Source organism: Allobosea eneae (genome assembly GCF_042657265.1).
GTDB classification, from domain to species: Bacteria; Pseudomonadota; Alphaproteobacteria; order Rhizobiales; family Beijerinckiaceae; genus Allobosea; species Allobosea eneae.
In genome coordinates, this window is sequence record NZ_JBHSLW010000011.1 from 1 (window position 1) to 26,176 (window position 26,176).

26 protein-coding genes, 1 tRNA gene and 1 pseudogene are annotated in these 26,176 nt (G+C 66.3%); 13 read left to right on the forward strand and 15 right to left on the reverse strand.

All coding sequences use genetic code 11. The features are described from left to right. Positions 1–405: 405 nt before the first annotated feature. Both ACFPOB_RS09975 and ACFPOB_RS09980 read left to right on the forward strand, forming a co-directional pair. Positions 406–1,620 (forward strand): putative bifunctional diguanylate cyclase/phosphodiesterase, encoded by a 1,215-nt coding sequence (locus tag ACFPOB_RS09975; RefSeq protein WP_377797957.1) that lies wholly within the window; start codon positions 406–408, stop codon positions 1,618–1,620. A gap of 128 nt (positions 1,621–1,748) precedes the next feature. Beyond that, positions 1,749–2,309: a type 1 glutamine amidotransferase domain-containing protein gene (locus tag ACFPOB_RS09980; RefSeq protein WP_092155960.1), complete on the forward strand. Its 561-nt coding sequence runs from the start codon at positions 1,749–1,751 to the stop codon at positions 2,307–2,309. Between the two features lie 4 nt (positions 2,310–2,313). Here ACFPOB_RS09980 and ACFPOB_RS09985 read toward each other — a convergent pair whose 3' ends face one another. Then, positions 2,314–3,336, reverse strand: coding sequence for a 2-dehydropantoate 2-reductase (locus ACFPOB_RS09985; RefSeq protein WP_377797959.1), 1,023 nt, complete (start codon positions 3,334–3,336; stop codon positions 2,314–2,316). 185 nt (positions 3,337–3,521) lie between these two features. Here ACFPOB_RS09985 and ACFPOB_RS09990 point away from each other — a divergent pair, with 185 nt between their 5' ends. After that, a complete protein-coding gene (locus tag ACFPOB_RS09990) occupies positions 3,522–4,745 on the forward strand; it encodes an MFS transporter (RefSeq protein WP_377797961.1) in 1,224 nt (407 codons plus the stop codon). Here the strand turns inward: ACFPOB_RS09990 and ACFPOB_RS09995 are convergent, their stop codons facing one another. Next, positions 4,746–5,168 (reverse strand): VOC family protein, encoded by a 423-nt coding sequence (locus ACFPOB_RS09995; RefSeq protein WP_377797963.1) that lies wholly within the window; start codon positions 5,166–5,168, stop codon positions 4,746–4,748. Positions 5,169–5,249: 81 nt separating this feature from the next. Between ACFPOB_RS09995 and ACFPOB_RS10000 the strand changes: the two genes are divergently transcribed. From ACFPOB_RS10000 to ACFPOB_RS10025, 6 genes are all read left to right on the forward strand, one after another. After that, complete coding sequence (locus ACFPOB_RS10000) at positions 5,250–5,612, forward strand: hypothetical protein (RefSeq protein ID WP_377797965.1); 363 nt, start codon at positions 5,250–5,252, stop codon at positions 5,610–5,612. Then, the gene (locus ACFPOB_RS10005) at positions 5,605–6,015 is read left to right on the forward strand and encodes an acyl-CoA thioesterase (RefSeq protein ID WP_377797968.1); all 411 of its coding nucleotides are present in this window, start codon (positions 5,605–5,607) and stop codon (positions 6,013–6,015) included. The genes ACFPOB_RS10000 and ACFPOB_RS10005 overlap by 8 nt, the downstream gene beginning before the upstream one ends. Positions 6,016–6,547: 532 nt before the next feature. Continuing rightward, positions 6,548–8,950, forward strand: coding sequence for a methyl-accepting chemotaxis protein (locus ACFPOB_RS10010; protein ID WP_377797971.1), 2,403 nt, complete (start codon positions 6,548–6,550; stop codon positions 8,948–8,950). Between the two features lie 260 nt (positions 8,951–9,210). After that, a complete protein-coding gene (locus tag ACFPOB_RS10015) occupies positions 9,211–9,735 on the forward strand; it encodes a peptidase associated/transthyretin-like domain-containing protein (RefSeq protein ID WP_377797974.1) in 525 nt (174 codons plus the stop codon). Then, positions 9,716–10,354 carry a ferric reductase-like transmembrane domain-containing protein gene (locus ACFPOB_RS10020; RefSeq protein WP_377797976.1) on the forward strand — a complete coding sequence of 213 codons (639 nt, stop codon included), beginning with the start codon at positions 9,716–9,718 and terminating at the stop codon, positions 10,352–10,354. Before ACFPOB_RS10015 ends, ACFPOB_RS10020 begins: the two co-directional genes overlap by 20 nt. Positions 10,355–10,469: 115 nt before the next feature. Next, positions 10,470–10,545, forward strand: a tRNA-Ile gene (locus ACFPOB_RS10025). Positions 10,546–11,054: 509 nt separating this feature from the next. Here ACFPOB_RS10025 and ACFPOB_RS10030 read toward each other — a convergent pair. Then, complete coding sequence (locus tag ACFPOB_RS10030; RefSeq protein ID WP_377797978.1) at positions 11,055–12,395, reverse strand: lactonase family protein; 1,341 nt, start codon at positions 12,393–12,395, stop codon at positions 11,055–11,057. A 103-nt stretch (positions 12,396–12,498) separates the two neighbouring features. On the opposite strand from ACFPOB_RS10030, the gene ACFPOB_RS10035 reads away from it, so the two are divergent. Then, positions 12,499–13,404, forward strand: coding sequence for a LysR family transcriptional regulator (locus tag ACFPOB_RS10035; RefSeq protein WP_377797980.1), 906 nt, complete (start codon positions 12,499–12,501; stop codon positions 13,402–13,404). Positions 13,405–13,652: 248 nt separating this feature from the next. Here ACFPOB_RS10035 and ACFPOB_RS10040 read toward each other — a convergent pair whose 3' ends face one another. The 3 genes from ACFPOB_RS10040 to ACFPOB_RS10050 are packed head-to-tail and all read right to left on the reverse strand — an operon-like array spanning position 13,653 to position 15,381. Continuing rightward, positions 13,653–13,940 carry a hypothetical protein gene (locus tag ACFPOB_RS10040; protein ID WP_377797982.1) on the reverse strand — a complete coding sequence of 96 codons (288 nt, stop codon included), beginning with the start codon at positions 13,938–13,940 and terminating at the stop codon, positions 13,653–13,655. A gap of 59 nt (positions 13,941–13,999) precedes the next feature. Continuing rightward, entirely contained in the window at positions 14,000–14,395 is a 396-nt protein-coding gene (locus ACFPOB_RS10045; RefSeq protein WP_377797984.1) for a VOC family protein, read from the reverse strand. After that, on the reverse strand, positions 14,392–15,381 hold the full coding sequence (locus ACFPOB_RS10050; RefSeq protein WP_377797986.1) for a Bug family tripartite tricarboxylate transporter substrate binding protein: 990 nt from the start codon (positions 15,379–15,381) through the stop codon (positions 14,392–14,394). Before ACFPOB_RS10050 ends, ACFPOB_RS10045 begins: the two co-directional genes overlap by 4 nt. Before the next feature lie 321 nt (positions 15,382–15,702). On the opposite strand from ACFPOB_RS10050, the gene ACFPOB_RS10055 reads away from it, so the two are divergent. Next, complete coding sequence (locus ACFPOB_RS10055) at positions 15,703–16,281, forward strand: AfsR/SARP family transcriptional regulator (protein ID WP_377797988.1); 579 nt, start codon at positions 15,703–15,705, stop codon at positions 16,279–16,281. A gap of 58 nt (positions 16,282–16,339) precedes the next feature. Beyond that, positions 16,340–17,512, forward strand: coding sequence for a tetratricopeptide repeat protein (locus ACFPOB_RS10060; protein ID WP_377797990.1), 1,173 nt, complete (start codon positions 16,340–16,342; stop codon positions 17,510–17,512). A gap of 204 nt (positions 17,513–17,716) precedes the next feature. Here the strand turns inward: ACFPOB_RS10060 and ACFPOB_RS10065 are convergent. After that, positions 17,717–18,103 (reverse strand): annotated as a pseudogene (locus ACFPOB_RS10065) (ATP-binding protein); the annotation flags it as partial. Positions 18,104–18,121: 18 nt separating this feature from the next. Between ACFPOB_RS10065 and ACFPOB_RS10070 the strand changes: the two are divergent. Beyond that, positions 18,122–18,331 carry an alpha-hydroxy-acid oxidizing protein gene (locus tag ACFPOB_RS10070; protein WP_377798311.1) on the forward strand — a complete coding sequence of 70 codons (210 nt, stop codon included), beginning with the start codon at positions 18,122–18,124 and terminating at the stop codon, positions 18,329–18,331. Between the two features lie 249 nt (positions 18,332–18,580). On the opposite strand, the gene ACFPOB_RS10075 is transcribed toward ACFPOB_RS10070, so the two are convergent. From ACFPOB_RS10075 to hisD, 8 genes are read right to left on the reverse strand one after another with little or no spacing between them, the layout of a single operon-like run. Next, complete coding sequence (locus ACFPOB_RS10075; RefSeq protein ID WP_377797991.1) at positions 18,581–19,276, reverse strand: RraA family protein; 696 nt, start codon at positions 19,274–19,276, stop codon at positions 18,581–18,583. Beyond that, positions 19,276–19,965 (reverse strand): alpha/beta fold hydrolase, encoded by a 690-nt coding sequence (locus ACFPOB_RS10080; protein WP_377797993.1) that lies wholly within the window; start codon positions 19,963–19,965, stop codon positions 19,276–19,278. Before ACFPOB_RS10080 ends, ACFPOB_RS10075 begins: the two co-directional genes overlap by 1 nt. Further along, the gene (locus tag ACFPOB_RS10085; protein WP_377797995.1) at positions 19,962–21,083 is read right to left on the reverse strand and encodes a cobalamin-independent methionine synthase II family protein; all 1,122 of its coding nucleotides are present in this window, start codon (positions 21,081–21,083) and stop codon (positions 19,962–19,964) included. The genes ACFPOB_RS10080 and ACFPOB_RS10085 overlap by 4 nt, the downstream gene beginning before the upstream one ends. A 25-nt stretch (positions 21,084–21,108) precedes the next feature. After that, entirely contained in the window at positions 21,109–22,074 is a 966-nt protein-coding gene (locus tag ACFPOB_RS10090) for a cupin domain-containing protein (protein ID WP_377797997.1), read from the reverse strand. Further along, a complete protein-coding gene (locus ACFPOB_RS10095; protein WP_377797999.1) occupies positions 22,071–23,060 on the reverse strand; it encodes a nuclear transport factor 2 family protein in 990 nt (329 codons plus the stop codon). Before ACFPOB_RS10095 ends, ACFPOB_RS10090 begins: the two co-directional genes overlap by 4 nt. A 1-nt stretch (position 23,061) precedes the next feature. Next, complete coding sequence (locus ACFPOB_RS10100) at positions 23,062–24,087, reverse strand: LacI family DNA-binding transcriptional regulator (RefSeq protein ID WP_377798001.1); 1,026 nt, start codon at positions 24,085–24,087, stop codon at positions 23,062–23,064. Continuing rightward, positions 24,084–24,866, reverse strand: coding sequence for an SDR family NAD(P)-dependent oxidoreductase (locus tag ACFPOB_RS10105; protein ID WP_377798003.1), 783 nt, complete (start codon positions 24,864–24,866; stop codon positions 24,084–24,086). Before ACFPOB_RS10105 ends, ACFPOB_RS10100 begins: the two co-directional genes overlap by 4 nt. Beyond that, complete coding sequence (hisD, locus tag ACFPOB_RS10110) at positions 24,866–26,176, reverse strand: histidinol dehydrogenase (protein ID WP_377798005.1); 1,311 nt, start codon at positions 26,174–26,176, stop codon at positions 24,866–24,868. Before hisD ends, ACFPOB_RS10105 begins: the two co-directional genes overlap by 1 nt.

The following is a 26,176-nucleotide window of genomic DNA, read 5'->3' on the forward strand; positions in this document are numbered from 1 at the left end:
AATGACGGCCCTCAGGCAGCCTGAGGCCCAGCATCATCCCGAAATCGCGCCGACCCTACCGTACCGCCAGAAATCAACCGGTTCTTGCGGGTGTCCAGCTGATCGACGAGCAAGGCGAACGCTTGTTAAAATAGTTTTTTTGGCAAGTCCCTCGGTCTTGAGAGCGATAAATTCGGTATTATTGGATAGATCTTGATTCAAGATTTTAAATTCGTGTACCGCCGGTGGTAATTCGATGGATTTGTACAAATTTTAGGTGAACAATACATCAATTTTTGCCATTTCCCCTTTGGTTTGGTGGGCTATTTTATTACGTTTTTGGATTCGCTCCCGCCATTTAAAACTTTATTCGGTTTTTCCGGCTTTGATGTCGTCACGTTGTTCGCCGCTGTCGAGATCATCCGTATGCCTCCCAATCCCCCCGGCGGCCCGAAGCCGGAAGATCCCCCGGGTGCGGAGGCTGCGGCCCCCGATGACCACTGGTTTCGCGAGGTCGTGGCGCGGCTGCCGGTCGCGCTTTACGCGACCGATGCCGAGGGGCGTGTAACCTATTTCAATCAGGCCGCCGCCGAGCTCGTCGGGCGCGAGCCGCAGCTCGGCAGCGACCGCTGGTGCATCGGCCACAAATTGTTCCGGACCGACGGCTCGCCTTTGCCGCTCGAAGATTGCGCCATGGCGGTGGCGTTGCGCGAGGAACGCGAGGTTCGTGGCCTCGAGGTTCTGGCCGAGCGGCCCGACGGAACCCGGGTCCGTTTCGTGCCGCTGCCGACGCCGCTCTATGACACGCAGGGCAAGCTCACCGGCGCGATCAACCTGATGGTCGACGTAACCCCGGGGATGCCGGCCGGGCCGCGTGGCGCCAGTGGGCTGCACGATCTCGCCGAGGACCTCGAGGCGGCGATCGCCAACAAGCAGCTGCATTTGCACTATCAACCGGTGTTCTCGGCGGCCGGCGTCCTGACCGGCTTCGAGGCGCTGGCGCGCTGGATCCATCCCGAACGCGGCGTAGTTCCGCCGTCCGAGTTCATTCCCGCAGCCGAAGAGAGTGGATTGATCCTGCCGCTGGCGCGCGAACTGCTGTGCCAGGCGTGCACCGAGGCGGCGAGCTGGGAGAAGCCGCTGCGCATCGCCGTCAACGTCTCGCCGCTGCAGTTCCGCCATGGCGACCTGCCGGGGCTGATCGACGAGGTGCTGGTCGAGTCCGGCCTGGAGCCGGAGCGGCTCGAGCTCGAGATCACCGAAGGCGTGATGATCACCGATTTCGACCGGACCATGCTGGTGCTGCACCGGATCAAGGCGCTCGGCGTGCGCATCGCGCTCGACGATTTCGGGACGGGCTATTCCTCGCTGTCCTATCTGCACATGTTCCCGCTCTCGACCCTGAAGATCGACCGCAGCTTCGTGGCCAATCTCGGCGTCGCCTCGGAGGCGGCCGCGATCACCCGCGCGGTGATCGCGCTCGGCCATGCGCTCGACATCGAGGTGGTGGCCGAGGGCGTCGAGACGCGCGAGCAGCTCGATTTCCTGATCGACGAAGGCTGCAACTACATGCAGGGCTACATGCTCGGCCGCCCGCTCCCGCCGGAGCAATATGCCGAGCTGACCGGGCGCAAGAGCTGAGCTGGAGCAATCCTCCAGATCGCGGAATGTGTCTGTGCCGTTGTCGCCCCCGCCGCGTCGTTCCGACGCGGAAACGGATCGCCCTCCCGAAGGTTGCCTTGATTGAAACAGCAACCAGGGAGAAGGCCATGGCCTCGCTGAACGGAAAATCGATCCTCATCCTCGCCACGCACGGCTTTGAGCAGTCCGAGCTCGAGGTACCGCTCGCCAAGCTCAAGGAAGCCGGCGCCACCGTGCATGTCGCATCGCCCGAGAGCGGCGAGATCAAGGGCTGGGACAAGAAGGATTGGGGAAAGGCGGTCAAGGTCGACAAGGGCCTCGATGAGACACGGGCCGACGCCTACGACGCGATCGTGCTGCCCGGCGGCCAGATGAATCCCGACACGCTGCGCGGCAACGACAAGGCGATCGCGCTGATCAAGGACTTCTTCGCGCAGGGCAAGGTGGTCGCGGCCGTCTGCCACGCGCCCTGGCTGCTGATCGACAGCGGCATCGCCAAGGGGCGCCGCCTGACTTCCTACAAGACGATCAAGCAGGACCTGGTCAATGCCGGGGCGCAATGGGAAGACAGCGAAGTCGTCACCGACAAGGGCGTGGTGACCTCGCGCAATCCCGGCGATCTGCCGGCGTTCGTCGCCAAGATCATCGAGGAGGTCAACGAGGGCCGGCACGAGCGTCGGGCTGCCTGACCTCTCAAGGTTGCGGCGCGCCCTCGCGCAGCTCCGCCAGCAAGGCCTCGCCGCTCCAGCGCGGTGGGGCCTTCTGCTTTTCAGCCATATGGACGATTGCCGTCAGCCGGGCATTCACTGGCGCCTGCTGCCCAAGCCGCTGCGCCAGGCTCACCACCTCGCCATTGATCCAGTCGATCTCGGTCCTGCGCCCGGCGGCGAGATCGTCGGCCATGGAGGAGCGCGCCAGCGGGTCGATCGCCAGCATTTTCCGGGCGAGCCTGGCGAAGAGCGCATCGGGCAGGCGCAGCAACGCCGGTATCCAGTGCGCCGGCAGCGGCGTCAGCCGGGCGGGCCGGATGCCGGCCTGGGCCAGAAGCATCAGCGCTTCGGTCTGGGCGAGAGCGAGGCAGCGGCGATAGTCGCGTTGCGCCAGCTCCTGCTGCAAGGGCAGGCCGGAGAGGGCGTTGACGGCATTGTTGAGATTGAAGATCAGCTTGGCCCATTGTACCGGCAGGATGTCGCGATGCCGGCGCAGGGCGAAGCCGGCGCGCGCGAAGTCGGCCAGATGGGGTACGAGCGTGGACGAGTCCTCGACCTCGGGCTCGCCTTCCGAGGCCTGATGGAAGGCGCCGGGAGCTCGCTTCACGACATTGAACGGGACCATGCCGGCGAGCACGCTGCGGCCGGGGAGGGCGGTGCGCAGGGCATCGGCATTGCCGATGCCGTTCTGGAAGCTGACCACGACGGCGCTCGGCTGAACCACTCCGGCGAGCTCGGCCGCGGCTTGCGCCGTGCCGCCGGATTTCACCGTGACGAGAATCAGCTCGGCTGCGGCGGCAGCGGCCGGCTCGGTCGAGAAGGCGATCGCTTCCGGCGGGAGGGACCAGTTGCGGCCGTCATAATGAGTCAGCGTCAGGCCATGCTGCCGGAGTTGCTCGCCAACGCCCCGGCGGCCGATGAAAGCGACGTTCGCGCCGCCGGCGGCGAGACGGCCACCGAGATGGCAGCCGATCGCGCCGGCGCCATAGATGCAGATCCTCGCCATCGCGCCTCCACCAGGATGCCGAGCATGCCCGTCCCGGAGGGCGATGCAAGTCGCCCGCAACAGGCGGGCCGACCCCACATCCGCGCCGCACCGGCCCGCCGCCCATGCGCTTGTAGCGAACCGGCCCGCTGCCTAATGCTCAGGCAGAGAGAAAATCGTTCTCCGCTTCAGCGCGGCGAGGAAACATGAACGCCCAGGAGGCGCGCTACGCGCCGGATTCGCCTTACGCCTGGATGAGGCTGGCGCTCGCCCTGCTGGTCGGGACGATCGCCTGTGTCGGCTCCTGGTCCGCGGTTGTGGTCGTGACGGCGGTTCAGCAGGAATTCGGCGTGCTGCGGGCCGACGCCTCGCTGCCCTATACCTGCGCCATGATCGGCTTCGGCATCGGCAACATCGCCATGGGCCGGCTGGCCGACCGTGTCGGCATCGCCGCGCCGATCGTGCTGGGGGCTTTTCTGCTCGGCGGCGGCTATGCGCTCGCCTCGGTCGCCGGCTCGCTCTGGCAGTTCGCGCTGGCGCATGGCTTCCTGATCGGGCTCGGCGCGGCGACCGGCTTCTCGCCGCTGATCGCCGATCTCTCGCACTGGTTCCGGCGCTATCGCGGCCTCGCGGTCGTCTTCGGTGCGTCCGGCAGCTATCTCGCCGGCATGTTCTGGCCACAGCTGATCAACTGGGGCGTCGAGACGCATGGCCTGCGCACGACGCATCTGTGGCTCGGGATCGCCTGCCTCGTGGTGATGCTGCCGCTGGCGCCCTTGTTCCGGCGCCGGCCGAACGCGGCGAGCATGGCTGCGGCCGAGGCGACCAGCGCCGGGGCGCGCGGCAGCCTCGGGCTGTCGCCGAACCAGCTGCAGCTTCTCTTGGTCGTGGCGGGCTTCTGCTGCTGCGTCGCGATGTCGATGCCACAGGTCCATATCGTCGCCTATTGCAGCGACCTCGGCTATGGCGTCGCGCGCGGCGCCGAGATGCTGAGCGTGATGATGGCGCTCGGCATCGTCAGTCGGATCGGCTCCGGCTTCGTCGCCGACAGGATCGGCGGCACGGCGACGCTGGCCCTGTCCTCGCTGATGCAGGGCATGGCGCTCTTCCTCTATCTCTGGTTCGACGGGCTGAGCTCGCTCTTCGTCGTCACCGGCATCTTCGGCCTGTTCCAGGGCGGGATCGTGCCGATGTACGCAGTCGTCATTCGCGACTACATGCCGCCGCGCGAGGCCGGCATGCGCATCGGCGTCGTGATGTCGGCGACGGTGTTCGGCATGGCCTTCGGCGGCTGGGTCTCCGGCCTGATCTTCGACGCGACCGCCTCCTATCGGCTCGCCTTCCTGAACGGCCTCGCCTGGAACCTGATCAACCTCTCGATCGTCTGCTGGCTGATGCTGAAGGCGCGGCCGAAGCTGGCGGCGGCGTGATCAAGCCGAGACAGCACCCGGACGGTAGGTTCCGAAGCACCAAACATGGCCCTCCGGGTCCTTGCAGATGAAGTCGCGGCTGCCATAGGGCTGGTCGGTCGGCTCCATGCAGATCTCGGCGCCGGCCTTGCGGGCCCGCTCGCAGAGCGCGTCGATATCCGTCGTCGCGACATAGGGCGAGGCGGTGGTGCCGCCGAGCTCGGCCGGACGCGAGACCAGCTTGCCGAATTCGTTGTTCTCGGCTGAGCCGAGCATGACGAAGCTGTCGCCGAGGCGCAGCTCGCCATGCAGCAGGGTCTTGCCGTCCTCTGAATAGTACGCGGCGTGCTTCTCGAAGCCAAAGGCCTCGATCAGCCAGTCATAGATGCGCGGCGCATCGGCGTAACGGAGCGAGATGCAGATCATCAGCGGCGGCGTGCTCATCGCGGTTCTCCTTGCCCGCAATGGCTTGACCCAGCATGCGGCTGCGCCGAGCTTAGCTCAGGGGTCAGCCGGGACGAAGCCATGCTGAGATTCGAACGCCGCCATGAACGGCTGCTCCCGGTCAGGCTGTTCGTCAGGCGCGTCAGCCGCGCGATGATGCTCTGGCTGGCGCTCACCATGGCGGGCCTCGGCATCGGCATGATCGGCTATGCCGGCAGCGAAGGCATGAGCGGGATCGACGCCTTCGTCAACGCGGCGATGATCCTCTCCGGCATGGGGCCGATGGCCGAGCTCAAGACCACGGGCGGCAAGCTCTTCGCCGGCTTCTATGCGATCTTCTCAGGCCTGTTCGTGGTGGTCGCCACCGGCTTCGTGCTGGCGCCGATCCTGCATCGTGTGCTCCACTCCTTCCATATCGAGGAAGGGAAAGGCGACAATGACTGAGTCCGGCGTCACTCCTGCTGAAGAACCCTGCGGCACCTTGACCGTGCGCACCATCGCGATGCCGGCCGACACCAACGCCAATGGCGACATCTTCGGCGGCTGGGTGATGTCGCGCATGGACCAGGCCGGCGGCATCGCCGGGGTCGATCGGGCGCAGGGGCGCGTGGTGACGGTCGCAGTCGAGGCGATGACCTTCATCCGTCCGGTCAAGGTCGGCGACGTGCTCAGCGTCTATACCTCGGTCAAGTCGGTCGGGCGGACCTCGATGAAGATCCAGGTGGAGGCTTGGGCCAGGCGCTTCCGCACCACGCTGCACGAGAAGGTCACCGACGCGACCTTCACCTTCGTCGCCATCGACGACGACGGCAAGCCGCGACCGGTACCGCCATTGCCGGCGGGGTAACGGGAGCGTTCGGGACACAAGGCTGATCGCCCGAGTTCCTCAGGGGCCGGGGGGCGCTTTGCGATCGCTAACAAAAGCGGTTCTGGCAACAGCGCCAGAGCCATCAAGTTCGGTTGATCGCCTTGGCTTTGCGACCCCAGCTCCTGCCCCTCCCCACAAGGGAGAGGGGTTCGCGCGCTCGGCAAACCCTAACGAGATATGAACCCGCCCCATGCCCGAGTGATTCAGAAGAATCCGGCAACTTAAACGTTCTTTAAGCGGACCTCCGCAATTCTGCCGCAGATCGGTCCACGGGGACTGGTCTGCCTGGGGGCTGGGAGGTCCTGCATGATCGGCCGCCGTCATCCGCCGGCGCATGAAGCTTGGCTCGCGCCGTCGCCGCAGCATGGCGCCGCGCCGACGAGCCGCCGTCGCCCGTCAACAAGATCATTTCCGTTCCGCGGCTGACCGTCGTCGGCTGCCTGCCCCCATGTCCGCGTCCGCTCCCGGCCAGCGCCGCGCTGCCGGGAATGCCTTCAGGAGTACCGCGTCAATGTCGAAGACTGGAAAGCCTGCGCGCCAGAAGGGCTCGCGCATCGGGATCGCGGCGCGGATCTATGCCGCGCTCGGCGTCCTGACGGTGTTGACGATCGCGGCCTCGCTGGTCGCCTGGTTCTCTTATGGCAAGGTCGGCAGCACGGTCGCCGAGATGGTCGAGCGCAAGATGCCGGTGGTCGAGCTGGCGCTCGAGCTCTCGCAGGCCGCCACGGCCTCGACGGCGCTGGCGCCGCGCTTCATGGAAGTCCAGACCGTGCGCGAGCGCGCCGCGCTGACCGGCGAGTTCGACAAGGTCGAGGCCCGGCAGTTCGATCTCGTCCGCAAGATCGGCGAGCAGGGCAATGTCGACAACAAGAAAGCGCAGGCCGCGCTCGACGGCCTGTCGCGCCAGATCAACGACATCAACGACCTGACCGGCGAGCGCCTGCGCAACGCCGCGGAAGCGGGCGCCGCGCTCGAAAAGCTCGGCACCGCCTATGAGGCCTTCGTCAAGGCTGCCAGCGGCGAGGCCGAGCAGGCCAAGTTTGCGGTGACCTTCGGGCTCGACGATCTCGCCGTGCTCTCGGGCGACGCGCTGACCGGCGCGGTCAAGACGCTGATGGATCGCGACTTCGCCATTTTCGACCTCGCCCGCACGCTTCAGGCCAATGTCAACGAGATGGTCGGCGTGCTGCGCGAGATCGCCCAGATCAGCGACAAGGAGAAGCTCGGCCTCGCTCGCGAGCGCTTCAACGGTATCGCCTACCGGCTGCGCACCTTGCTGGCCGACGCCGAGAAGATCACCTCGAACAAGGCCCGGGCCACCACGGTGGAGAACCTGATCGCGATCGGCGAAGGCAGCGACGGCCTCGTCGATATCCGCAATCGCGACATCAACACCCGCGAAGGCATCACGCGCGGCCTCAAGGAAGTCGATCAGGCCGCCGCCCAGCTGCGCCGCGAGGTCGATGCGCTGGTGCAAAGCGCGCGTGGCGAGGCGCAGGCCGCCGCCGGCTCGACGCAGGAACTGATCGAGACCAGCAAGCTCTGGCTCGGCATGATCGGCCTCGGTTCGCTCCTCGTCGCGCTGGCGCTGTCGCTGTTCTATGTCCGCCGTCAGATCGTCGGCCGCCTCAACCGGCTCTGGGCCGCGACGAAGGCGATCGCCGATGGCCAGCTCGAGACGGCCGTCGACACCAAGGGCAATGACGAGATCGCCGACATCTCGAAGAGCGTGCTGCTCTTCCGCGACAATGCAGTGGCGCTGCGTGCCGCCGAGCTCGCCAAGGTCGAGGACGAGGAGCGCGCGCAGGAGCAGCGCCGCCAGATGATGGCGGAGCTCGGCGAGGCCTTCGGCGTCGTCGTCGCCGCGGCGGCGCAGGGCGATTTCAGCCGGCGCGTCGATGCCAACTTCGCCGATGCCGAGCTCAACGCCCTGGCAGGCTCCGTCAATGAGCTGCTCGAGACGGTGCAGACCGGCCTGTCCGAGACCTGCGAGGTGCTCGGCCATCTCTCGGACGGCCGCCTGGTCGCCCGCGTCGAGGGCCGCTATCAGGGCGCCTTCGCCGAGCTCAAGAACGGCACCAACAGTCTCGCCGGCGAGTTCGAGAGCACGCTGGCGCGCCTGTCGGAAACCGTCTCGGCCGTGCGCAGCGCGACCAGCGAGATCCTCGACGGCGTCACCGACCTCGCCGAACGCACCAGCGAGGAGAGCAACGCCGTCTCGGTGGCGACCAACCAACTCGGCGCCTTCGCGACCAATGTCCAGAAGACCGCCAAGGACGCGGCCGAGGCCGTCGGCATGGCCCAGAGCGCCGAGAGCCGCGCCCAGCAGGGCGAGCAGGTCGTCGCCTCGGCGCTGGAAGCGATGCGGCGCATCCGCGTCTCCTCCAGCAAGATCTCGGAGGTGATCTCGATGATCGACGAGATCGCCTTCCAGACCAACCTCCTGGCGCTGAACGCGGCGGTGGAAGCGGCCCGCGCCGGCGATGCCGGCAAGGGCTTCGCCGTCGTCGCCAGCGAGGTGCGCAGCCTCGCCAAGCGTTCGGCCGATGCCTCCAACGACGTCAAGAAGCTGGTCGAGGCCGCCCATGGCGACGTCAAGGTCGGCGTCGGTCTGGTCGAGCAGACCTCCTCGGTGTTCGCTAGCATCCTGACTTCGGTCAACGATCTCTCGGCGCTGATGAACGGCATCTCGCAGACGGCGCGCGGCCAGGCCAGCGACGTCTCGACGATCAACAAGGAGATCGACGGCATCGGCACCATGGCGCACCAGAACGCCGCGCTGGTCGAGGAGACCAATGCCGCGCTGGCGCTGACCGACGAGCAGACCCGCTCGCTCAAGGAGCACATCTCGCGCTTCAGCTTCCGCGAGAGCGGGGCGGCCGAGCACGACCACGAGCAGGCGCGGGCCGCCTGAGCCAGGCTCGCCAGAACGCTTTCACCGACATGCCGCCGCTCGATCGGAGCGGCGGCTTTTTCATGCGCTGTCCAACCATGAGGGGTGCCCGCTCACGCCCGCATGACGCGAAGGTGATGCTCCCGCCAATGGACTTCGCGCTTCGCCGATCGTTAGATGATCCTGACGAGATGATGCGTCGGGCGAGGGTCTGCGAGACGCCCCGACCCAGGACGCCGACTGTCTTCCTGATCTCTGATGGACATGACGAGGATCAGATCATGACCGGTACGATCATTCAGACCAACCGCAGGCTCATTCTACTCGGCGCGGCTGCCGCAGGCGCTGCCGGGCTGCTGCCGCGCTATCTTTCGCCCGCGAGCGCGCAGAGCGGCGCTCTTGCCGCGACGGAGACGATGCGCGGCGGCGCCAACAACTACATCCCGGGCGCGCCCATGGTCGACAATCTCGGGACCGGCTTCACGGCCTCCGGCATCGTGCGCGAGGCCGGCAGCGGCAAGCCTCTGCGTAATCTGCGCATCCAGATCTGGGCCGCGACCGAGCGCGGCGGCGAGCGCGAGCCGAGCAATCGCGGCAGCGTCGTCACCGACGCCAATGGCCGCTATAGGCTCGAGATCTCGCCGATCGTGCCGCAATTCGGCCAGCCGCACATCCATATCGCCTATGACGATCCGGGCTTCGCGACGTTGTTCCTGCGCCCGGTGCTGAACAGCCGCCATGACAAGAGCATGGTCACCGATTTCGTCCTCGCTCCTGCCGCCGCGAATGGCGCCCGGCAGGGCTGAGGGGCGCGGCCGGCTCGGCGTCTGGCTGATCGTCGCCGCCATCGCCGCGGTGCCAGTCATCGCCGCGGCGCTCAGCCCATTGCAGCGCGGCCGAGAAACCTTGTGGATCATCGGCGGCATGGCCGGCGTCGTTGCGCTCAGCCTGCTCTTCGTTCAGCCGCTCTTCACCGCGACGGCACCGGTGCTGACGGCGGCGCGCGAGGGCATACGCTGGCATCGCTGGGGTGGCGTGGCGATCATCGCCATGATCGCCCTGCATGTCGGGGCGCTCTACGCCTACAGTCCCGAAGATGTGATGGACGCGCTGCTGCTGGTCGCGCCGACGCCGTTCTCGCTCTACGGCGTGATCGGCCTGTGGTGCGCGGTCCTGACCGGCGTGCTGGCCGCGGCCCGGCGCAGGCTCCGCCTCGGTCATCGGCGCTGGCGCATCGCGCACAGCGTGCTCGCGGTGGCGATCGTCAGCGCGACGGCCGTCCATGCCGTGCTGATCGAGGGCGCGATGGAGGAGATCTCGAAGCTCGCCATCTGCTTCGCGGCGTTGGCGACTACGAGCTTCGGGGCCGTCGAGATCAACATCCTCGGTCCGCTGCGCCGTCGGCGGGCCCTGCAAGGTGCTTGATGTGCGACGGGTTTCTGCACGTGCCGGACGCTGCGCGTCCAAATCAGCCCGTGGACCAGTCCGGCACGCGGCAAAGCCGTTGCGCGCCTCACCGCCCGGATGCTAGGCCTGCCGCGGGCCGGTAGCTCAATGGTTAGAGCTCGCTGCTCATAACAGCGCCGGTGCCGGTTCGAGTCCGGCCCGGCCCACCACTCCCGAACAGAACTACGAACCGGCCCCCGGCCGGCGACGTGGCTTCGCAAGTTCTTCTCGAAATTGTCGTTCTTGCCGATGACACGGATTTTTCCGGGGTTGACGACGATGGCGTCGACGATGGCTCCTAGCCAGGCCTGGCATCCTTCGATCGGCCCAGCGGCGAGACGGTCTATGAGCGCCCTGCGGAAGCTTTCGACAATGGGGTTCGAGCGTGGATTGCTCAACGAGACTGTCCTTGGCGCGCGCAAGCCCTGCCGACGTGAAATCCCGCTTCTCCCGAAGACCTGTCACGCGGCTTTGGAGAGAGGGTGAGATCAAGGATGGCTGACTTGATCGCCGCATAGACGTTCTGCGAGCTTTCTCGGCCTCTGCAGCTTCCTGCTGGAACGGACCATGCGAGACACAGGACAACAGTAACGTTGTCTTTAATCGTCGGCTACGGAACCAAGCCGCGAGGCTCACCATGCTTGTCGGCACGCTGCCGACGAGCTTCGCCATGCCAGAGTTAGCGCGTGACGACGACATGATGCACGCCGTGTGGCATCGGTATGCGGCCAAGCCGTTCGAGCCGCGGCGCCTCGCCCTTAACGACCCGGAATGTTTCCAACCCGGGTCCAGCGTCTGGTGAAGCGCCCGCATGGCCATGAAACACCGTGGCGAGGAAATGCTCGCCCGCGAGATCGAACGTGCCGCCCTCCGGCAGGACACCCTCGAACGGATAATCGGCGATCTTGGTCAGCGCTCCGCTCGCGCCGTCGAAGCGCAGCAGCGTCACCGAGCCGTTGCGCACGAAGCGAGGTGAGGATGGCGGGAAGGCGGTCGTGTGCATGTTGACGGTGGCGACCAGGCTCCCGTCCGGGCTGATCGCCAGCCCTTCGGCAGAGTTGCCGGTGGCGACGTCCAAGAGCCGTTCATGAGCAGCCGGCATTTGCGAAGACGAGGCACCGCCGAGGCGAACGACCGAAATCGTCGAGGGCGTACTCGGAAGCCGGCCGTCGAGACTGGTCGCGGCGAAGTCGCGGCCCCAGTTCGAGGTCAGGTAAAAGCGTCCGTCCGGCGAGAAGCGGCCGACGAAGGGATCGCGGCCGACCGTGACCGGCTCGCCCCAGGGACGAAGCGCTCCGGCCTCGTCGAGCGCGAGGAAGGCGACACGGTCCTGCGTGTTGATGTTGACGGCGAGGATGCGGCCCTGCGGATGCCACTGCACATTGGTCGCGGTCACGCCGCCGCGCGGGCCCTTCGCCGTACCGGTGACGCCCAGCTTGGCGAGGTCGAAGCTGCGGGCAGGGCCGAAGCGGCGGTCACCATAGCCGCTCAACGTCACAAAACTCGCCTCCGGCGTGTTGGACACCGTCGCCACCGTCCGGCCGTCCGGGCTCAGCGCCAGCGCCTCGGGAAAGGCGGGAATCTCCTGTGTCGCGACAAGTATAGGCTTCGCCTTGTCGCTCAGATCGAGCGCGAAGAGGCGGCGGCCCGGCGGCAGGTCCCTCGTCGTCTCGCCAGTGGACGGCCGCTCGCCGAGGCGCTCGGTGACGAAGGCAGTGCGGCCGTCTTCCGTCACCGCCAGAATTTCCGGCGCGGCCGTTACCGAATTGGAGACGCGCACGCTGGCGCTGCTTCGGCCCCTGCCGTCGAGGGCGATGACCGAAAGCAGATCGGCGAAGCCGGCAGCGGCCGGGGCGAGCCTGCCGTCAGCATAGGTCTGGCCGACGAAATCGCCGTCCGAGATGGCGACGATCTGCCCGGCGCGGATGCCCTTGGCGAAGTCGGGGAGTTCGGAGGCCATGGCGGCGGCGGGCAGGAGCCCGAGGAGAAGGATTGCGAGCGGCGTGGTCTTGCGGATCATCGGTAGGTCTCCGGCGAGGGGAACTCGTCCCAAGCTGGTTGGCCGATTGATCGAATTCCAATAGGAATATGCGGAGCTGTGAACGGAAATTCGGATCAGGCTGATGGATACGCGCTCGCTGGCCTGCTTCCTCGCCGTGGCCGAGGGGCGCCATTTTCGCAAGGCGGCGCTGGCGCTGCACATGACCCAGCCGACCCTGAGCCAGCGCATCCGCGTGCTGGAGGACGAGGTCGGCACGCCGCTCTTCCTGCGCGACCGGCGCCATGTCGCGCTCACCGCGGCCGGCGAGGCCTTTCTGGAGCCCGCGCGGGCGGCACTGGTCAATGCGCGGCTCGCCATTCGCCGCGCTCGCGAGGCCGAAAGCGGCACGGTCGGCCGGCTGCGCCTCGGCTTCACGGTCATCGCCTTCTATGGTCGGCTGCCCGCGGTCGTGCGCGAGTTTCGCGCCGCCTATCCGGAGGTCGCCGTCGAACTGGTGGAGCGCAATTCGCCGGCGCTCGAGGCGGCGCTGGTTGCGGACGAGATCGATATCGGCGTGCTGCATCCGCCCTTGGAGCGCCGCGAACTGACCCGACACGCTTTGCCCGGCGAGCGCCTGATGCTGGCGCTGCCCGCCTCCCACCCGCTGGCCGCACTGGCCGAGATCCCGATAGCTCAGCTGTCCGATGAGGCCCTGCTCGTCGCCCCGCGCAGCATCGGACCGGTTTTCCACGACCGCCTGCTGGCACTTTTCGAGGGACAGGGCGTGACCCCGCGCATCGCCCAGGAGGTCACGCCGATGACCACTTTGGCGGGGCTCGTGGCCGCGGGTGTCGGCATCGGTTTCGTCACCGAGGGAATCGCCCGCTCCGGACGCTCCGATGTGCTCTTTCGCCCCGTCACGCCGGAACCGCCGGTGCTGCCCCTGGCCGCCGCCTGGCTGGGGCCTCGCCCCAACGCGGCCGGGCAACACTTCCTGGAAATGATCATGGGTTGGGATGGCAAGCGTGGGTCGGCACTCAGCGGCTAGCTGATGAGGCGAAAAGCTCGTCATGCCGCGAGTTAATCAAGAGGCCAGGCCCCCGAAGCGTATTTCTGCCCTCGCGTATGAATGTGCGGTTTCCGGCAATCAACCAATGTCTGGACGTGGCGCGATCCACTCAGAGGCCCAACTTGCGTTCCGCGGCCGTTCGCGAGGTTTCGCAGACGTTTGCCGTGCGGCATGAGACGGGGAGAGCAGTCAAGGAAGTTTCCGCACGCTAACGGTCCTTGGTGTTGCTATGCGGATCGCGCAGCCGCTCGCGTGGAGACGGTAATGGCCAGGATCAGCGTGCAGTAAAGCGCATTGCCCGCGAAGCAGACTGCCATCCAGAGGTCCTGGCGGTTGACGAGAGCGTAGGCGACGGTGGCCAGATGCGTGACCAGGAATAGTCCCCATGTCGTGTACGAGATGCCCGAGGCGCCGTTGGCGTCGAGCGCTGCCGCCCGAATCTGGGGCAAATAGGCGAAGATGCGCAAGCTATTGCAGGCCGCGAACATAGCCAGGGTGATGTTTTCCAGTTCCATGGCATGTCCTCCTTTCCTCGTGGGAGAGCATCGGTTCACCGTGCACCGGCGAGAGCCGATCAGGCTTCTTCCGTCTCTGATGCGGCGAAGTTCAGTTCCAGGCGCACGCCGTTGGGATCGCGCAGGAAGATCTGCCAGTTCTGGACGGGCGGCGGCTGCCGCTTGAGATCGAAGGCGACGCTTTCTCGGCGCAGATGGTTGAGACAGCTCGCAAGCCCCGTCGTGACGAAGGCGACGTGCTCCAGCGCTGCGCTTCCGACCTCGGGACGTCCCTCCATGATGTGCACGAGCGGCTGATCGTTCTGATAGAGCCAGGCGCCGCGAACCGCGAAGGCCGGGCGCGGCCCGCCGACGAAGCACAGTACGCGCTGGTAAAACGCGGCCGTTGCTGCGATGTCGGGGGTCATGACGGTGCAGTGTTCGATGCCGAGTATCTTCATGGCGGCCGCGCTCACTTGCCGTCGACCCTGAGCTTCATCTCCGCGATGAGCGGACCCCAGCGCCGGCGCTCTTCGGTCAGGAAGACGGCGAAGGGTTCCTTGCCGGTGCCGACCGGCTCCGACAGCAGCGCGCTCAGGCGCTCGACCGTGCCGGGCTCCTTCAGGATGTCGAGGGCTGCGGCTGCGAGTGTGGCCTGGATGTCGCCGGGGGTCCCCGCCTTGACGGCGAGTCCGAACCAGCCGCCGCTGGCATAGCCTGGAACGGTGTCGGAGACGGGGACGAATTCCGGCGCCAACCCATAGCGCCCGGGCGAAGTGATCCCGAGCGCCTTGACGGCGCCCGACCGCGCCTGCGCGACGATGCTCGCCGCGTTCTCGAACATGACATCGACATGCTGGCCGACGAGATCGTTCTGCGCAGGCGCGCTTCCGGCATAAGGCACATGCACAAGCCGGGTGCCGGTCATCTTTTGGAAGAGTTCGGCGGCCAGATGCGAGGGCGTTCCGTTGCCCGCCGAGGCATAGCTCAGCCGTCCCGGATTGGCCTGGGCATGGACGATAAACTCCCGGACGCTCGCGACCGGAAGACCGGTGCGTGTGCAGAGCAGATTCGGCTGGCGCGTGAGCTGAACGAGAGGGACGATGTCGCGCTCCGGATCATAGGGCAGCTGCGGCATCAGGAACTGGCTGGTGACGTAGGGAAGGCTGAGGATGAGCAGCTGGCTGCCGTCCGTCGATCCATTGGCGACCCGGCCGATGCCGACGGTCGCGCCGCCGCCCGGAACGTGTTCCAGGCCGGCCGGCACATTCCAGCGGCGCTTGAACCCGTCGGCCAGCAGCCGCCCGATGACGTCGCTCGCCCCTCCGGCCGCGAAGGGAATGACGATACGGATCTGCCCGATGTCGGCGGGATAGCTCGATTGCGCGCTGGCACGCAGCGTGCTGGTCGCGGCGGTGGCGCAGGCGGCGAGCTTCAGGAGATGTCGGCGTGTCGTCGTCATGATAGGATCGCTCCGTCGTCGAGAACCGATGGCTGAGCCTAGACCCACGCCGTCCGGGCGAGCGTCAAAATCCGCGGACGATGGCGTCAAAAAAAGCGAGAGCCGTCGGCACAGGGCGGTTCTGGACAGGCCTGAACGCTGTTTGCCGAGGTGGGAGGGCCATGCAGAGGCAGACGCTCGCGACCCTGAGCATTCTCGGCCCATTCGTCGCAACAGTGGGCGGCGAACGGCCGCTGGCCTTGCCGAAAAAGGCGAGGGCGCTGCTCGCTCCTCGCGTGCCGGCATCCGGCGAGCGTCGAGCGCGACGATCTCGCGGCGCTGTTGTGGAACGATCGGCCGTCGGCCGAGGCGCGCCACAGTCTGCGCCAATGCCTTGCGGTGCTGCGCAAGGCTCTCGGCCCCGCCCGCGAAAGCATCGAGACAGAGTCCGACACGGTCCGGCTTCTGCCGGGCGGGATTCTTCACGTCGATCTGGTGGATTTCGCCGCTCGGGAAGCGTCGTCGTCGATCGACGAACTCCTGGCCGGCGAAGCCCTGTTTCGGGGCGAGCTACTGCAGGGTCTTGCGGTTCGCAGCGAGCCCTTCGAGGCCTGGCTGGAACTGGAGCGGCGCTCGCTGGCGGAACGCCGCCTCTCTCTGTTGGAGCGCCTCCACGGCTTGCAGCGAAGCGCGGACGACATGGCAGCTGCCGTCGCGACCGCGCGCCGCCTGACCGAGCTCGATCCCTATCGCGAGGATTTGCACCGGCTGCTGCTGCAATCTTTGGCGGATAACGGCCAGCGTGGTCTGGCCATGGTCGAACATGCGCGCACCGAGCGGCGGCTTCGCGATGATCTCGGCCTGGCGCCCGACCACCAGACCCGGCGGCTCGCCGAGCATCCGAACCGGCAACCCACCTAAGGCTCCGCTCGTTCCACGTGACGTCGACCCAGCGCCTGCGCTGCCGACCGCCATCAGCATGGCGCATGACGTTCCGGTCCTGCGGCTCATCCCCTTCGCAGCCCTGTCGCCGGGTTCCGCATTGCAGGCTTTCGCAGCTGGGTTCGCAGGTGAGCTCGCCACGGCGCTGCACCGCGAGCGATGGCCCGTCCGGATCGTCATCGCCGGTCGGCAGGGCTCAGGATCGCGGGCGCCGGCCGACTACGAGCTGACGGGGCAGATCCGGCTGGAGCAGGACCGGCTGCGGGCGGCCGTGCAACTCGTTCACTGCGGGTCCGGCCATATCGGCTGGGCGCATACCTTCGAGATGCGGGCCACGTCGCTCCTCGCCGCCATCGGCGCGCTGCTGGAGCCGCTGAGAGGGCGGCTCGGCGCGGCCCTTCGCGCCGTCGAGGAACAGCGTGCCGGGTACTGCGAGACCGAACCGGGCGTGCGGGAGCTCTATCTGCGCGCGGCCGCCTTGTCGCGGAAGGGCATGGTCGGCAATGCGCGGGCGCTGGAGCTGCTGCGCACTCTACTTGCGGTTACGCCCTACGCCCCCGCCTATGCGCTGACCGCGCGGTGCCTGCACGTCCAACGCCTCATGGGCTGGATCCATCCCCGCGATCCGTCCCTGAAGCATGCCGAGCGGTCGGCCTTCCGCGCGCTGGAGTGCGACGATCAGGATCCCGAGGTGCTATGGATGGCCGGTCTCGCCATTGCGAATGTCGACGGCAACGCCTCGGAAGGGCGCGCCCTCGTCGCGCGGTCGCTCGCCATCAATCCCAGCAACGCCAGCGCCTGGATCGGCAGCGCCTTCGTGCATGCGCATTCCGGCGATCCGCAGACGGCGCTGGCGCATTTCGAGCGCGCTCAGTCGGTCAATCCCGACGACGCAAGCCAGCATGTCCAATGGCATGCCGCCGCCATGGCCCATTTCATCGCCGGACATTACGAGGAGGCCGACCTCGCGACCGATCGCGCGCTGCTCCAGGATCCATACTATCCCGGCTCGCTGCGCATGAAGGTCGCGACATCCGCGATCCTCGATCGCGCTGAGGACGCGCAGGACCATGCGCGCAGGCTGCTGCGCGTCAATCCCGAGGCCGGGATCGCCGGCATGCGGGATTATTGGGGGCCGTGGGTGCGCTACACGCCCGATGCCATCGCTGCCTGGTTGGCGGCTTGGCAGCGAGTTCGCATGCCGGATTGAGGCCAAAGCCGCCGGGACACGGCTGCGGCTTTCGAGGCGGTGGGCTGGGTGTCAAATCGCGTTGAAGGGCCGCCCCCTTATCGCGTTGAAGGCTAGCCCCCCTGAAGCTTACGCCGGCGTGCCGCGATCGCCCCGGCTGAGCTGGTCAAAGGTTGCTGGGCCGGGGCGATTTCGGCGTCCAGCTCGCGAAGGTCTCGGGAGCGTTCAGGCGCGGTACTTGAAGCGCCAACTTTCGTTGCCGGTCTCGATGATGTCGCAGTGATGCGTGAGCCGATCCAACATCGCGGCCGTCATCTTGGCGTCGGCGAAGATCTGGGGCCAGTCGGCGAAGGCGAGATTGGTGGTGATGACGATCGAGGTGTTCTCGTAGAGCTTGCTGATCAGGTGGAAGAGCAACTGCGCGCCGGCCTGGCTGAAGGGGAGATAGCCGAGCTCATCGATGACGACGAGATCCTGGCGCAGCAGGGCTTCGACGATGCGTCCGCTCTTGCCGGCGGCCTTCTCCTGTTCGAGCTGATTGACCAGGTCGACGAGGTTGAAGAAACGGCCGCGGGCGCGCGCTCGGATGACGGCGGCGGCGATCGCGATGGAGTTTTCGCAGATAGTGGAGTGCGGCGTGGCGCGGATATAGCCCGTTTTCTGGCGCTGGGAGATCGCGGCGTCATGATTGGTCGCGCTACGCTCTACGGCGTTGCGATGGGAGGAACTGGCGGAGCCTCACGGGTGCTCGACTTGCTGTCCGCGGAATTGCAGACGACGATGGGAATGTTGGGCGCGCAAAAACTGGCCGATATTCAACGGGTTGAGCCGTCGCTATGAAGTGGCTGATAGCGGAGCATTTTCGCCGCTTTCCGTAGCGGCCGGAATCAATGCCATGCTGTCCTGCTAATGACTGCGGGCTGCCAGCCAATTCATCAGGCTCAATGTCAGCTTTCTGGCAAGCTGCCAGCTTCCGGGCATGGCGCAATGGCGCCAAGCCTAGCTTTCCGCAGACTGCTCCTTTTTCGCGCGAGTTGCCGGGCTGCCATTGCCGTGCTTGACCGGGTCCGCTATCGCCCATACTGCAGACTATGTTCGTGCCTGTTCGAACGCTGACCACGCCTGTTCGAACGCTGCGTAGTCGAAACCTGGTCGGCGTGCAGGTTCCAGGATCAGCTTTTCAGTGATCTGAAGTTTGGCGATGGCGGAAGCCAATTCAGGAATGAGGGCTGGAGGCACGACGACAGCGCCATGCCGATCGGCGTGAACCAGATCACCATGACAAACCTTCAGGCCGAACACGGTCACCGGCTCTCCCAAACTGCGCACGTGAACGAAACCATGGCTCGGGCCGATGGAGCCGGCAACGACCGGGAACCCCACCGGCAAGTCGCCGAGATCGCGGACGACGCCATTGGTCAGCGCGCCGGAGACACCGAACGCCTTGTGAATGGTGGTGTTCACCTCTCCCCAATAGGCACCGATGCAGTGAGGGAAATCGAGGTCCTCGATTACGGCCAGCGATGGCTTTGGCGCATCGTGCATGGCCTTATAATAGGCCATGCGTCGGGCCCGTATCACGGCGGGTTCTTCCCGCGGTGGGGCCATCGCGGCGATCTGGGCGGTGACGGCGAACCCGACCAGGGCCGGGGCGCTTGGGGCGGTCGCGATCATGGTCCCGCGAGTGAACCGGTCAAAGCCTCGTCGTCCCTCAACCACTTCGATCGCCGTGCAAACAGTCGGCGTATCGACGCGCCGCAGGAGTGTGAGCAGATCGGGCGTCATCAAGCTTGCAACCATCGGACCATCTCTCGAAGTGTTTCTGCGGGTTGTTCCAGCGTCGGTAGATGGCCCGCTCCGGGAACAATGGCGAGCCGGGCCTGAGGCATCAGCCTGAGCATGAGATCATGCCGCTCGCGCGGGCAGAGCATGTCGTGCTCGCCCATCAGAACAAGCGCAGGGCGATTGAAGCCCGCGAGCGTATCCTGCTGATCCGCTCGGTCCCGCAAGGCCACAGACTGTCGTACAAACACTTGCGGCCCCAGCCCCAATGCCATGTCGAGGCAAAGGTCCAGGACAGGCGCGTTGCGGAGTCCAGGCGCCAGGTAATTGGGTTTGAGCTCTTCGCGCATGACAGCCGCCAGATTGCCGGCGAGCACGCGATCGATCTGGCCCTGCCTGCGGGCCGCGAACTCCGGGGCTTCGGCCAGCGGATTCGTGTCGAGCAAGGCCAGCCGCTCGATACGATCCGGCGCCTGGCGCGCGAGTTCCATCGCCACGATACCGCCCATGCTCAAGCCGGCCAGGGCGAAAACCGGAGGCGCATCGGCCAGGATCAACGCCGCCAGCGCTTGGACTGTGTCGGCGTTCGTGATCGGCGCATGGATCACCATGCGGTCGGGCACAACAGAGGCGATGTCGGACCACATTCGCCCGTCGCACATCATCCCCGGTATGAGCATCAGGGGTGTCATGCGACGCGGCGGGCCCCTTCCTTCAAGGTCGCGAGCTTGGCCCAGGCGATCTCGGGATCGACGGCGCCGAAGCCGGCGAAGGTTCCAAACCCGCAATCCGAGCCGGCGATGACCCGGTCTCGCCCGACGATGCGGGTGAACCGGCCCAGCCGCTGGGCGACGAGGTCGGGATGCTCGACGAAGTTGGTGGTCGTATCGACGACCCCCGGTACCAGGACCTTGTCGTCGGGGATTTCCCCGGCGCGCTCCTGGAAGACGGCCCATTCATGGCCATGGCGCGGATTGGCGGCTTCGAACAGGAGGTAGCGGGCCGGCGCGCGCATCAGCAGCGGAAAGACCTTCGCCATGTCGATGTCGCAGACATGCGGGCCTTCATAATTTCCCCAGCAGATGTGAAGTCGGATGCGCTCCCGCGGCAGCCCGGCCAGTGCGTATTCGAGGGCCTCGATATGCCGCGCCGCGATCTCGAGGAACTCCGCGTCGGATAGGTGGTGGAACAGCATGTGCCGCGATAGGGCGAGGTCCGGGCAGTCGACCTGCAGGTCGAGGCCGGCCTCGATGATGATGCGGTATTCGTCGCGCAGGGCTTCCGCCAGCGCCTGGAGATAGCGCTCCCGGGTCTGGTAGTAGGCATTCTGCAGGAAGAGGGAGACCACGCCTGGCGAAGCGGCATTCACGAAGGCGCGGCCGATGCCGTGGTGGGACATCGCCGCCTTGAGGCGGGCGATGTCCTTGTTCAATTCGTCATGGCTCTTGGAGGCGACGGGTCCGACGCATTGCGGGCGCGAATATGTCGGCGTGCCGCCGCCGCGGGCCAGCCGCTCCAGGAAAGTCGGGTAGAGCTTGAGGTCGGCAGGCGCATTGCGCGGGCTGTCCCCGGCAAAACCGGTGTAGCGATCCTTGACGTAGGTGGCGTAGGAGATCTTGGACGTTTCGCCGTCGGAGACGATATCCACGCCAGCGTCCTTCTGCCGCCCGACGATATCCAGCACGGCAGCGTCCATGCAGGTATCGAAGGCCGCGACGTCGTAGTCTTCGCCACGTTCGCGGGCGAAGAGAAAATCGACGACATCCTGCGATCGTGGCAGGGAACCGACATGAGTTGCGTCAAGGGACACAGGCATATCTCCGCGGCACGATCGTTCAGCCTCGCCAGGTCGTTCCGGCCGCATCATCCGTGTTGACGACGCGATAGAGCGACGCCTCGCCTGTCATGGATGGAGCCAGACTGTGCGAAAGCCCAGGCGGAATCGCGGCGGTGTCACCGGGATTCAGCGTGGTCGACCCACCGTCCCATCTGAGCCGCCAATGGCCGCGCATAGGCATCAGGATCTCGTGCCGATCGATGCTGTACATGGTGTCGGCCAGGGAATTGCGTGAGAGAAACTCCACCTCGAAACCGGGACGGTCCCGCAACTTCCCGTGCTCGCCGATGACCTTGCAGGGCTGGCGATCGGACAAGGCCATCATGTCCCAGTAGCGCGCGACGTGATGCGGGACGACCTCGGCCGTCCGCGGTTCCGGGAATTGCTTGAGCTCTTCGGCGGAGAGCAACGGCATTGGCGCGACGCCTTCCGGCAGCGACTGGCCTTTCTTCGTATCGTAGAGCTTGCCGTTCCCGCCGAGGACGAGGCCATGATCCTTTGCATCCTCGATGACCTGCGGCGCCCAGATCACGCCGCCGCCAGCATCATCGCCGCCGAGGATGGCCATGATCATTCCGTAGTCGGTGCCGATATTCTCGAAACCACGGAAGATCCCTGTGGGGATGTTGAAGATGTCCCCCTCCTCGAGCACGACTTCGCCTGCATTGCCCCAGCGACCCCAGAAAAACCGCCAGCGTCCCTTGAGAACGAAAAAGACCTCGGCCGTCCGATGGGAATGCAGCGAGTTGCGGCATTTCGGCGGCTGTCCGGCCGCGCCGATGTTGAAGCCGGGCGTCTCGCGGATATGGACGTACTGGTCTGGGCTTTCGGACACGCCGCCGCCGATGATGGTGAAGTTCTCCTTCTGGTTCGAGCCCGGCGTGTGGGCATCGATGAAGGCTGTGCGGCAGGGGCGCAGGTCACCGTAGCGGACGATCCGCTTTTCGGTATCGAACGTTGTCATGCTTCACCTTTGTGGATGAGGATTTGCTTCCAGATCGCGATTTCGTCCCAGAGGGCGCATTCGCGGCGAACACTGGGGCCACCGTCACCGAACGGCCCGAATTCGGCATGGGCCATGCCCATGATGTGGACTGTGGCTCCCGTCGGCGCGCCGAACGCGCCCCAGCCCTCATGCCGTCCATCGAGTGACCAGCGCAGAGCCGCGCGTGGCGCGAGAAGGTCGCCCTCAAGCCCGATCCGGTGGTGGATGGTGAAACGGGCCGATGGAAAGGCGGAGCGCAGCGACAACCAGCTGTCGGCGATCGCCCGGGCGCCGATCAGGGAGCGCGCACCAGCGTGCTCGCCGAGCGCGGCGCGGTCATAGGCGCGCTCCACGAGGCCGAAATCGGCAGCCATGATCCGGGTCAGGGTGTCGGCATAGCGGACACCCCACTCGTTGCCATTGCCGGATGCACCGTACGGACCGGTTTGATCGATGGCCGGGGAAAAGGGGCGCGAGGCCGAAGCCGGCCCGCCTTCACGCGCGATCAAGGCCTGCGCGAAGGCTTTGGGCTCCGAGCCGAGTTGCCGGATGATCCCGCCATTGTCCCGAACCAGCCACTCGTCGATGATGACGTCGTCGCGAACTGCGCAATCCGCAATGATCCGAACCTGGAAATGGCGGCCGCTCGCGGGGCCGAACCAGCCGTCGGCGAGGTGGGTGCCGGTCGAGATGATGCGATGCGAGGACAGGAAGTCGACATCGCCGCCGCCGCTCCAGATCACGTCCTCGCCGAACAGCTGGCGATCCGGAAACTCGTGCAGGGTCGCCAGGGTCGAGGCGATCACGCCCCGGTTTCCGCGCGACACACCCATGGGCGTGCGAACCAGGAGCTCAGGGTGATAGTATCGGTTCAGCGTCTCGATGCCGCGATCTTCCCAGATCTCGCGGGTGATGCCGAGGATGTAATGGGGCAGATCGCGCCACCGGTTCGATAAATGTCCCATGTCACCTGCCTTCGGGAATACGTGCCGAGGTGCGAACCACCAGGGTGTCGGGCACGCGGATGCAGCGGGGCAGCTCGGTGCCCTCGATCTGGCCGAGCATGACCTGGACGGTCGCCTCGACCATGTCGTCGACGGGCTGGCGGATGGTCGTCATCCGATAGGAAGGCCATGCCGCGATCGGAACATCGTCGTAGCCGATGATCGAAATGTCCTGCGGCACGCGCAGACCCAGGCCGAACCGGAGCTCGTCCATCACGCCGAACGCCATATGGTCGTTGCCGACGAAAATGGCGTCGGGGCGGTCGGGCGAGGCACACAGATCCCTCGCCACCTCGGCGGCGCGCTCGCGCGAATACTCGCCGTCGATCATCGCGAAGGGCTCGAGCTGCGCCGCCGCCATCGCCTCGCGGAAACCGCGCGCCCGGTCCCGGCCGGTCGAAGAGTCCTGCCAGCCCATGATATGCGCGATTTTCCGGTGGCCGCCGGCAATCAGATATTCGGTCGCAGCCCGGCCACCGGCGACATTGTCCGACGTGACTTCGGCGAGGCGCGGGGCGTCCTGACCGCGGTTGAACATGACGACGGGGATGCCAGCCGTGGCGCAGCGCGCGACCAGATCGTTGGTAATGGCGACCGATGCGGTGATGATGCCATCGACCTGATAATCCAGGAGTTCGTCGACGACCTGATCGACCTTTTCCCGGGCATTGCCGGCCATAAAGATCAGAATATGGTAGCCACGCTTCTGCAGCGCGTGAGACAGGCGCTCGATCGCCATCGGGTAGAACTGGTTGTCGAGATACGCGACCACGAGCCCGATGATGCGGCTCCGGCCGGTGATCATGGCCCGGGCGAGCACATTCGGGCGGTAGCCGAGCTGCTCCGCCGCGGCGCGCACCTTGGCGACCGTCTTGGGCGAGGCCGACGCGCCGGGCGTGAAGACGCGGGAAACCGCCGATTGCGAAACGCCGGCCAAGCGCGCCACATCCGCGCTCGTCACCTTGTCGAGTGTCCCTTGGCCGCTCATTCCGCTGTCCAGCCCCCGTCGACGATCAGATGCGTCCCCGTCATCAGCGCGGAGGCCTCCGAGGCGAGAAAGACGATCGGCCCCATCAGATCGGTGATCTCGCCGAGCCGGCCGAGCTTGATCTTGGAGAGGATCCAGGCCCGGCGCTCTGGAATCGCCAGGCTCTGCTCGGCCAGCGGCGTGCGGATGAAGGTCGGGCACAAGGTGTTGACCCGGATTCCGTGGCTGGCCCACTCCAGCGCCATGGCTTTGGTCATGCCCTCGAGCGCATGCTTGTTGGCACAGTAGACCGTTCGGTCGGGCCCCCCGATATGCCCCATCTGCGACGACACATTGATCAGCGACCCGGGTCTGCCCGCCTCGATCAAACCGCGCGCGACCTCCCGCGTCAGGAAGTAGGCCGCGCGGAGGTTGAGGTTCATCGCCGCATCGTAATCATCTGGTGACGTGCCTAGTGCCGGCGCATGCCTGGCCATTCCGGCCGAGTTCACCAGCACGTCGAACGGACCGGCTGATGCCACGAAATCAGCGGTTGCAGCGATATCCGTGACATCGAGCACGGCCCAGGCGGCCTGTCCGTCACCCGCCACAATGGAGGCCGTCGCGACTTCAAGCTCGCGCTGGCGCCGTGCGACCAACGTGACATGGGCGCCGGCCTCGGCGAGGGCAGCCGCAGCCCCGAAGCCGATGCCGGACGACGCGCCCGTCACGAGCGCCCGCTTGCCGTCCAGACGGAAGGAGGGCGTGCGCGGCAATGCCGGCAAGGCTGACGGCGCCATCATTCGGCCGCCGTGCCGTAGGGCACATTCTTTCGGCCGTAACGACGGACGCGGATGTTGCATTGCTCGGCATGGCCGACAAAGCCTTCGAGCATGCAAAGGCGCGAGCCGTATTCGCCGATCAGCGTCGCGGCCTCGTCGGTCAGGATCCTCTGGTAGCTGTGCGTCTTCAAGAATTTGCCGACCCAAAGCCCGCCGGTATAGCGCCCGGCGCGCTTGGTCGGCAGCGTGTGATTGGTCCCGATCACCTTGTCGCCGTTGGCGACGTTGGTCCGCGCGCCCAGGAAGAGCGCGCCGTAGGAGTGCATGTTCGCCAGATACCAGTCGTCCCGGTCGGTCATCACCTGGACGTGCTCGTAAGCCATCTCGTTGGCGACGGCGAGCATCTCGTCATGGGTGTCGCAGAGGATGACGTCGCCGAAGTCGCGCCAGCTCGCCGAGGCGGTCTCGGCGGTGGGGAGAAGCGTCAGCAGCCGCTCGACCTCGCGGATCGTCCCCTCCGCCAGTTTGCGGGAATTGGTGATCAGGCAGGCCGGCGAGTTGTAGCCGTGCTCCGCCTGACCGAGCAGGTCGGTGGCGCAGAGCTCGGCATCGACGGTGTCGTCGGCGATGAGCATCGTTTCGGTCGGGCCGGCGAACAGATCGATGCCGACGCGCCCGAAGAGCTGGCGCTTGGCCTCGGCGACGAAGGCATTGCCCGGACCGACCAGCATATCGACCGGCTCGATCGATTCAGTGCCCAGCGCCATCGCGCCGACGGCCTGGATGCCGCCGAGCACATAGATTTCATGGGCGCCGCCCAGATGCATCGCGGCGACGATGGCCGGATGGGGTGCGCCATTCACCGGCGGGGCCGAGGCGACGATGCGGGGGACCCCGGCGACCGAGGCGGTCAGGACCGACATATGGGCCGAGGCGACCATCGGGAATTTGCCGCCGGGGACGTAGCAGCCGACCGATTGGACGGGGATGTTGCGGTGACCGAGAACGACGCCCGGCAGGGTTTCCACCTCGACGTCGCGCATGCTGGCGCGCTGCGCTTCGGCAAAGCGCCTGATCTGCGTCTGGGCGAAGCGGATATCCTCCATGTCGCGAGCGCTGACCTGTGCCATCGCGGCTTCGATTTCCGACGGCGTGAGCCGAAAGGCGGCCGGCGCATAGCGATCGAACTTCAGCGAAAGTTCGCGCACCGCCGCATCGCCACGCGTCTCGATATCCTTCAGGATCGTCTCGACCGTCGCCCGGACCTTGGCATCGTCCTCCGCGCGTTCCTGAGCGGGCTTGCCGGATTTTATGGATGTCGTCGTCAT

Excerpts from the sequence above, each read along its gene's own strand:
- ACFPOB_RS09975 (WP_377797957.1), top strand. The coding sequence starts at position 406 with ATGCCTCCCAATCCCCCCGGCGGCCCGAAGCCGGAAGATCCCCCGGGT.
- ACFPOB_RS09980 (WP_092155960.1), top strand. The coding sequence starts at position 1,749 with ATGGCCTCGCTGAACGGAAAATCGATCCTCATCCTCGCCACGCACGGC.
- ACFPOB_RS09985 (WP_377797959.1), bottom strand. The coding sequence starts at position 3,336 with ATGGCGAGGATCTGCATCTATGGCGCCGGCGCGATCGGCTGCCATCTC.
- ACFPOB_RS09990 (WP_377797961.1), top strand. The coding sequence starts at position 3,522 with ATGAACGCCCAGGAGGCGCGCTACGCGCCGGATTCGCCTTACGCCTGG.
- ACFPOB_RS09995 (WP_377797963.1), bottom strand. The coding sequence starts at position 5,168 with ATGAGCACGCCGCCGCTGATGATCTGCATCTCGCTCCGTTACGCCGAT.
- ACFPOB_RS10000 (WP_377797965.1), top strand. The coding sequence starts at position 5,250 with ATGCTGAGATTCGAACGCCGCCATGAACGGCTGCTCCCGGTCAGGCTG.
- ACFPOB_RS10005 (WP_377797968.1), top strand. The coding sequence starts at position 5,605 with ATGACTGAGTCCGGCGTCACTCCTGCTGAAGAACCCTGCGGCACCTTG.
- ACFPOB_RS10010 (WP_377797971.1), top strand. The coding sequence starts at position 6,548 with ATGTCGAAGACTGGAAAGCCTGCGCGCCAGAAGGGCTCGCGCATCGGG.
- ACFPOB_RS10015 (WP_377797974.1), top strand. The coding sequence starts at position 9,211 with ATGACCGGTACGATCATTCAGACCAACCGCAGGCTCATTCTACTCGGC.
- ACFPOB_RS10020 (WP_377797976.1), top strand. The coding sequence starts at position 9,716 with ATGGCGCCCGGCAGGGCTGAGGGGCGCGGCCGGCTCGGCGTCTGGCTG.
- ACFPOB_RS10030 (WP_377797978.1), bottom strand. The coding sequence starts at position 12,395 with ATGATCCGCAAGACCACGCCGCTCGCAATCCTTCTCCTCGGGCTCCTG.
- ACFPOB_RS10035 (WP_377797980.1), top strand. The coding sequence starts at position 12,499 with ATGGATACGCGCTCGCTGGCCTGCTTCCTCGCCGTGGCCGAGGGGCGC.
- ACFPOB_RS10040 (WP_377797982.1), bottom strand. The coding sequence starts at position 13,940 with ATGGAACTGGAAAACATCACCCTGGCTATGTTCGCGGCCTGCAATAGC.
- ACFPOB_RS10050 (WP_377797986.1), bottom strand. The coding sequence starts at position 15,381 with ATGACGACGACACGCCGACATCTCCTGAAGCTCGCCGCCTGCGCCACC.
- ACFPOB_RS10060 (WP_377797990.1), top strand. The coding sequence starts at position 16,340 with ATGGCGCATGACGTTCCGGTCCTGCGGCTCATCCCCTTCGCAGCCCTG.
- ACFPOB_RS10075 (WP_377797991.1), bottom strand. The coding sequence starts at position 19,276 with ATGACGCCCGATCTGCTCACACTCCTGCGGCGCGTCGATACGCCGACT.
- ACFPOB_RS10080 (WP_377797993.1), bottom strand. The coding sequence starts at position 19,965 with ATGACACCCCTGATGCTCATACCGGGGATGATGTGCGACGGGCGAATG.
- ACFPOB_RS10090 (WP_377797997.1), bottom strand. The coding sequence starts at position 22,074 with ATGACAACGTTCGATACCGAAAAGCGGATCGTCCGCTACGGTGACCTG.
- ACFPOB_RS10095 (WP_377797999.1), bottom strand. The coding sequence starts at position 23,060 with ATGGGACATTTATCGAACCGGTGGCGCGATCTGCCCCATTACATCCTC.
- ACFPOB_RS10100 (WP_377798001.1), bottom strand. The coding sequence starts at position 24,087 with ATGAGCGGCCAAGGGACACTCGACAAGGTGACGAGCGCGGATGTGGCG.
- ACFPOB_RS10105 (WP_377798003.1), bottom strand. The coding sequence starts at position 24,866 with ATGGCGCCGTCAGCCTTGCCGGCATTGCCGCGCACGCCCTCCTTCCGT.
- hisD (WP_377798005.1), bottom strand. The coding sequence starts at position 26,176 with ATGACGACGACATCCATAAAATCCGGCAAGCCCGCTCAGGAACGCGCG.